Source organism: Phormidium pseudopriestleyi FRX01 (genome assembly GCF_017313335.1).
Classification (GTDB): Bacteria; Cyanobacteriota; Cyanobacteriia; order Cyanobacteriales; family Laspinemataceae; genus Laspinema; species Laspinema pseudopriestleyi.
In genome coordinates, this window is the sequence record NZ_JAFLQW010000476.1 from 1 (window position 1) to 6,089 (window position 6,089).

Below are 6,089 nucleotides of genomic sequence, written 5' to 3' on the forward strand. Positions count from 1 at the left end.
GGATAGCGCAACCGAGTCCGCCAGTAAGAAACCGGCAGTTGAGACAGGAGATAAATTCCGGCACTCACCCCTAACATGGGCAGAATTAATCGGGGATCTCGGACCATTGCAAAGGCAAAAATTAATCCCATTAACCCGATTAATTTACATCGGGGTTCCCATTGATGTAAGGGGGATTTTAAATAAGCATAATCGTCTAATCCAAACTTCATTTGGGTTCCTTTGTAATGAGTCAAATGCGTCACACAACCCCACCCTTTAGGGTGCGGGGTTTTTCCAGTCACCTTGAGGGCAAATTAATCCCGAATGAGTTCCGGTTTGACCCGATTGAGAAAGGTGACTAACATCGCGGTAAACGCCCCTTCAATCAGCATCAAAGGAATGTGAGCCAACATCAGTCCATAAATGGCATTTTTTTCCGTTGCAATATCTAATTCCCCGGGAATGGTGGTGATGACCAGAACGAAAAAGATAGCCGCCGCGAGTCCTAATCCGACTGCTCCGGCTAGAAAGGCAAATAAACTGAGGGTAATGTTTCCGTTTCCCCCCCGGTGTTTAAACCAATGACGCATCTGAAAGATTTGGTAGGCAATTAGGGCGGGAATTCCCATCATGATGGCATTGACTCCCAGGGTAGTTAGTCCACCATGACCAAACATAATGGCTTGAAAAAATAACCCAATCAGAATGGCGGGAAAGGCATAATAACCCAGGAGGGTGCCTAAGAGTCCATTGAGAACAAGGTGCACGCTGACGGGAGGGACGGGGATATGAATCCAAGAGGCGACGAAAAACGCGGCGGTGAGTAAGGAGGCTTTGGGAATTTGGGCTTGAGGGTTGCGATCGCGATTAATTTGGCGCAGGCAATACCAAGTAGCGGCCCCGGTTGCGCCATAACCGGCGATACAAACACTAGCTGGAAGAATACCATCGGGAATATGCATGGAATCCAATCGAAAAGGGAGAATGCCCGGGGGCGGAATTTATATTAAGGGAGAGATTCAATTAGGCAACGGAATCTTCTTCTTTGCGGGGGCCGCTTTGGGATTTGCCATTAAACCGGGAAAAAAACAGGGCAGTTCCCACAAATCCCCAAACCCCGGAGGCGATCGCCACCCCGGTCGGAAGGGGGTTGACAGAGGGACTCCGGGAACTTAGAATCCGGGAACTGGGGGCAACTTCGGCAACGGGAGTGGCATCGGGAGGGGCGACTGCCGCCTCGGGGGGAGTTTCTGGGGCGATCGCCACATTAATGATGGTCCCGTGACCCGCTTGCCGGAACCGAACGGCCCAATTTCCCCCCAGGGAGCGATCGGGGGCAAACAAAAACCGCCCATTTTCGTCCGCAGTGCCTTGCTGCCAGGGAGTTTCCGGGTTCGTGGGGGCATAAATGGTCACTTGAGCATTGGACATGGGGTCGCCATTATCGTAGAGGGCCTGGACTTCAACGGCTTCTAGGGTCTGATGAGTCAGTTGAACCCCGTGGGCGATCGCCGTTAGAGGATTCCCGAGGGTCCAGGCAAACAGCCCACTGGCAAACGCCCAGAGGACTGCCTTCGCAGCGGTTGGGGAGATAAGTCGTCGATTAATCATGGTAAATTTTCGATCCCTGAGTAGATATTTCCCCGGCAACGATGGCAGGGTGGGGCTGTCTATCATGATGACGTAGATTCCTGACAATGACCTTCTCCAACGTGACCCAAGGAGGGGAGGAGGTTTTGCAGGGTTTGATAATCTTCGGTGGTGAGGGATTGCTGGAGTTCTGCAGAGGTCATATTCACTTGATCCCCGGAGGCTAAAGCGGCGATCGGCTCAAATCCCAGGGCCCCGACATTCAGTTCATCATCTGCCGGTGCACCGGCATCTCCAAACAGGTGATCAAAATGGAAGGTGGCTTCTAACTGGCCCTGACTGCCGGGGGAAACCATGCCTTTGCGTTGATCCCCGACGAACTCGCCGCAGGAAAAGGCCATTTCGCGATCGAGTTTGAGGACAAAGGGGATGGTTTGTCCGTCTTTTTCCGCCGTTCCATCCATCATGACGCTGTAGCCTGCCCCAGGGCCTTCGGTTCCTTTGACCATTTTCCAGGATAGGGCATTGTACTGACCCGCAGGTGCAGGGACTTCCGCCAGGACTGGGGAGGGGTTTTCTGGAGTGGCTGTTAAGTCTACGGTTTTCACTCCATCGAGTTGGACTTGTTGCTTGGGGTTAAGCTGACTGCCGCTTTCGGGATTGTAGGGGGGGTCGGTTTGGTAGGCGGTGACTTCGGCGAGGTTGACGTAAACGTGATTAAAGTCGATTTTCCAACCATCTTTGGAGGTAAAGCCTTCTCGCACGAAGTCCTCACCGTTGGCCACAATTTGGAGGGTTCCGGTTTCTCCAGAGGCGGTTTCGGTCCCGGGACTCTCGCTTGGGGCGGATTCTAGGGGGACGGGTTCGGGAGTTGAAGTGATCGGGGTGCCACCTTGCTCACACCCTAGGAGTAGTGTGGGGATGACTCCGGCTAAGAGGGTGAGAATAATTAAATTTTTGTTCATTTTTTAGGGGTTCCAGGAAGGATTGGTTGAGGCGATCGCCACAGCTAGATTCAGAATATCCGTGAGGTTGTTTCGGATTGAGGACGGCTGGCGATCGGTCGAATATTAATAGGAAAGCGCATTTTTGAAAACTTGACAATGCCCTCCTAGGGGATGAGGTTACCGGCCTGATGCGATCGGTTAATGACTCAAAAGGCTGACCGGGTAAGGTATTTACCCCAGAATTTTTCTCCCTTGGCTGGGGGGAAAAGTTCGGATTTTTTTTCATTAATTTTCGCAATTGTAGGGTGGTGAAGCCACCGAACAGCTATGTGGGCCGTGCCCACCCTACTCCTTTAACAACTGAATAGGGATGATTTATTTTTTGGAATGCCCACCGAACCGAAGCAATTGTAGGGTGGTGAAGCCACCGAACAGCTATGTGGGCCGTGCCCACCCTACTCCTTTAACTTAGGTGGATTAAGTTTTTCAGCTATTTTGATAGAAGCCTTAACCCGCACAAAATCGGACCTTGCTCCCCGGGGCGATCGCCGGTGACTTCGGGCCACAACGGTGAAGTATTGCAGGTTGGTAATTATCGAGAATGCCAAGCCCAAATAACCCGTCATAGCAGGGGAATCCCTACTTGATAATTGCGTCCAAAAAATGCTCAAATAATTGAACCCATCTGAAACCTCTCGAAAACGACATGAAAGACCTCGATCTCCCAAAAACCATTGACTTGCTCAATACCATTATGGAATTTGAGCTGGCTGGTGTGGTACGCTATACCCATTATTCCCTGATGGTAACTGGCCCGAATCGGATTCCCATCGTCAGCTTTTTTCAAGCTCAAGCGGCAGAATCCCTCACCCATGCTCAACAGGTGGGAGAAATTATCACTGGGTTAGAAGGACATCCTAGCCTCAGAATTGCACCCATTGAAGAAAGCGATCGCCATTCCGTCCGTGACATTTTAGAGGAAAGTCTCAACCACGAGAAAAAAGCCCTCGATATGTACAAAGAATTGCTCGATACCGTCGAAAATGCCAGCGTGTATTTGGAAGAATTTGCGCGGACTCAAATTGGACAAGAAGAAATGCACAACATAGAAATTAAAAAAATGTTGCGGGATTTCATCTAAGTCCGGTTTAACCGGCGATCGCCTCTCTCAATCTAGGCATTAAGCACTCCCGCAAAAATAAGCTGACAGAAAAGAGGGTTTGGAAACCAAGCCCCTACAGAAAGAGGCATCATTTCAATTCTGTTGCTATCCTTCATTTTACCGTAGGGGTTTGGTCTCCAAACCCTCTCTACTCTTTTTAGATTAACTAAACAAATGAAAGAACTTGACCTTAAAAGAACCATTGAATTATTGAATAGTAGCATGGAATTTGAACTAGCGGGGGTGGTGCGTTATACCCACTATTCCCTCGTAGTAACAGGACCTAATCGGATTCCTATTGTCAATTTTTTTCAAATTCAAGCCACCGATTCGTTGAATTCCAGTCAACAAATCGGTGAAATTATCACCGGGTTAGAAGGACATCCGAGTCTACGGATTTCTAAAATGGAGGAAAGCTACACCCATTCGGTTAGGACGATTTTTGAAGAAAGCATTAATCATGAAAAGAAGGGGCTGGAACGGTATAGAAACTTATTAAATTTGGTCAAAAATAGCAGTGTGTACTTGGAAAAATTTACTCGAAAAATGGTTGCTTCATCGGAAGTTAATATTATCGAACTGAGAAAGATGCTGCGAGATATGACTTGATTTATTAAATCTGGCCCCATTTTGTAGGGGCGCAATGCGCAGGCCCTCTTGCGCCTTTAACTACAAAGAACTATTCAAATTGATGTTTTTAAATCCTATTTTATTGAATTGAAAGTTATGGAATTAAGTGCTGCATTACCGACCTTTTTAATTACTTTGCGGGAGGGAGTAGAAGCTGCTTTAGTGGTAGGGATTGTATTAGCTTGTTTGAAAAAAGCACAACAAAGTCAGCTTAATCCTTGGGTGTATGCGGGGATAGTCGCGGGAATTGTTGCCAGTGGATTAGTGGGGATTATATTCGGCGGAATTCTGCAAGCGGTGGGACAGTCGGATTGGCAATATGCACCGGCGATCGCACCGAGTCTAAAAGCGGGATTTTGTTTGATTGCGATCGCCATGCTCAGTTGGATGCTGATTTGGATGACGAAACAAGCCAAATCCCTCAAAGGAGAAGTAGAAGGGGCCATAAATGCGGCTTTATTTGAAGGAAACACTCCCTCAGAACTTCCGGAAGAAACCCGCGAAAACTCCAAAAATTCACTAGAATATCAGGCAGGTTGGGGCGTATTTACCCTAATTTTTATCGCGGTTCTGCGAGAAGGATTTGAAACGGTTGTATTTATTTTAGCCCAATTTGAGCGGGGTTGGAGTCCGGTATTGGGTGCTTTTGCGGGATTAATTGGTGCTTTTGCAATTGGCACGTTGCTGTTTAAATGGGGGGTAAAAATTAACCTGCGCCTCTTCTTCCAAATCATGGGAGTGCTGTTGCTATTAATCGTTTCGGGACTGGTGATTTCTGCATTGAAAAGTGCCAATCTAGCGGTGATAGAATTCAGTGCGATCGCACCTCAGTTTGCCAGTTGGTGTCATGCCGGAACCGATTCCTGTATTTTAGGACCCCAAGTGTGGGATGCAACACAGATTCTCCCAGACAACCGCTTTCCCGGCGTCGTTTTAAAAGCCTTATTTGGATACCGATCGCAATTGTATCTCGTTCAAGCCATCGCCTATCTGGTATTTTTAATAACAGCGGGAGGGTTATATTTTCAAAGTATTACCGGAAAGGAAACCAAAACTCAAAATCCTGAGAGTAAGAGAGGTTTAAGTCATTGAAAGAAGCTCAAGTTAAGCAGTTATTCTCCTATCCAATCAAGGGATTAACACCCCATCCGATCCATCAGGTTGAACTAGAATGTGACTATGGCATTCGAGGCGATCGCGCTTTTGCCTTGATGTTTTTAGATAGCAGTGATACTCCACCTCAAACCATCGTTCCTTGGATGAGTAAAGGAAATTTTGCCGTCCAGAATGACTGGCCGAAATTAGCGAAATTAGAGTGTTTTTATGACGCACAGAGTGACTGCCTAACGGTTCGCCACCAGGGGGTTAATCTCCTCAACTCAGCCACAGAAACTCAAGCAGAACGCGATCGCATCAGTGCCTTTTTTACCGGATTTCTCGCCGATGCCGAACCCACCCCAGAAGCCCGACATCCTCAGCATTCTCCCTTACACTTAGTCGGCAGTCAAAGTGGTGAAACCCGCTATCCCGATAGGGCACCGGTGCATATTTCTCTGATGAGTCAAGCGACATTAGATGAGTTAAGTGAAGCTTGTGGAACCCTTGTCGATGTGCGACGATTTCGACCGAATATCTTACTCGAAGGAATTGCACCCTGGGAAGAATTTCAGGGTGTGGGAGAAGAATTTTACTTAGGACAATCTAAGATTGTGATTACGGCTAGAATTGGACGCTGTGCAAATATTGAAGTTGATCCAGACAGTGGCGATCGCAATTTA

The 6,089-nt window shown here is 47.9% G+C and carries 7 protein-coding genes and 1 pseudogene; 4 read left to right on the forward strand and 4 right to left on the reverse strand.

The features are described 5' to 3' along the window. From J0895_RS18160 to J0895_RS18175, 4 genes and pseudogenes are all read right to left on the reverse strand, one after another. Positions 1 to 212 (reverse strand): annotated as a pseudogene (locus J0895_RS18160) (cobalt ECF transporter T component CbiQ); the annotation flags it as partial. An 84-nt stretch (positions 213 to 296) separates the two neighbouring features. Beyond that, positions 297 to 944, reverse strand: a complete 648-nt coding sequence (gene cbiM, locus J0895_RS18165) for a cobalt transporter CbiM (protein ID WP_207089417.1) — start codon at positions 942 to 944, stop codon at positions 297 to 299. A gap of 61 nt (positions 945 to 1,005) precedes the next feature. Continuing rightward, the gene (locus J0895_RS18170) at positions 1,006 to 1,593 is read right to left on the reverse strand and encodes a carboxypeptidase regulatory-like domain-containing protein (RefSeq protein ID WP_207089418.1); all 588 of its coding nucleotides are present in this window, start codon (positions 1,591 to 1,593) and stop codon (positions 1,006 to 1,008) included. Between the two features lie 62 nt (positions 1,594 to 1,655). After that, a complete protein-coding gene (locus J0895_RS18175; RefSeq protein ID WP_207089419.1) occupies positions 1,656 to 2,537 on the reverse strand; it encodes a DUF4382 domain-containing protein in 882 nt (293 codons plus the stop codon). A gap of 688 nt (positions 2,538 to 3,225) precedes the next feature. Here J0895_RS18175 and J0895_RS18180 point away from each other — a divergent pair. The 4 genes from J0895_RS18180 to J0895_RS18195 all read left to right on the forward strand — a co-directional run. Further along, positions 3,226 to 3,660: a ferritin-like domain-containing protein gene (locus J0895_RS18180; RefSeq protein ID WP_207089420.1), complete on the forward strand. Its 435-nt coding sequence runs from the start codon at positions 3,226 to 3,228 to the stop codon at positions 3,658 to 3,660. 195 nt (positions 3,661 to 3,855) lie between these two features. Next, positions 3,856 to 4,290, forward strand: a complete 435-nt coding sequence (locus J0895_RS18185; protein ID WP_207089421.1) for a ferritin-like domain-containing protein — start codon at positions 3,856 to 3,858, stop codon at positions 4,288 to 4,290. A gap of 117 nt (positions 4,291 to 4,407) precedes the next feature. Continuing rightward, complete coding sequence (locus J0895_RS18190; protein WP_207089422.1) at positions 4,408 to 5,403, forward strand: FTR1 family iron permease; 996 nt, start codon at positions 4,408 to 4,410, stop codon at positions 5,401 to 5,403. Next, positions 5,400 to 6,089, forward strand: a 690-nt coding sequence (locus J0895_RS18195; RefSeq protein WP_207089423.1) for an MOSC domain-containing protein, incomplete at its 3' end; no start/stop codon positions are given. The genes J0895_RS18190 and J0895_RS18195, both read left to right, overlap by 4 nt.

Coding starts and splice junctions, on each gene's coding strand:
- cbiM (WP_207089417.1), bottom strand. CDS start 944: ATGCATATTCCCGATGGTATTCTTCCAGCTAGTGTTTGTATCGCCGGT.
- J0895_RS18170 (WP_207089418.1), bottom strand. CDS start 1,593: ATGATTAATCGACGACTTATCTCCCCAACCGCTGCGAAGGCAGTCCTC.
- J0895_RS18175 (WP_207089419.1), bottom strand. CDS start 2,537: ATGAACAAAAATTTAATTATTCTCACCCTCTTAGCCGGAGTCATCCCC.
- J0895_RS18180 (WP_207089420.1), top strand. CDS start 3,226: ATGAAAGACCTCGATCTCCCAAAAACCATTGACTTGCTCAATACCATT.
- J0895_RS18185 (WP_207089421.1), top strand. CDS start 3,856: ATGAAAGAACTTGACCTTAAAAGAACCATTGAATTATTGAATAGTAGC.
- J0895_RS18190 (WP_207089422.1), top strand. CDS start 4,408: ATGGAATTAAGTGCTGCATTACCGACCTTTTTAATTACTTTGCGGGAG.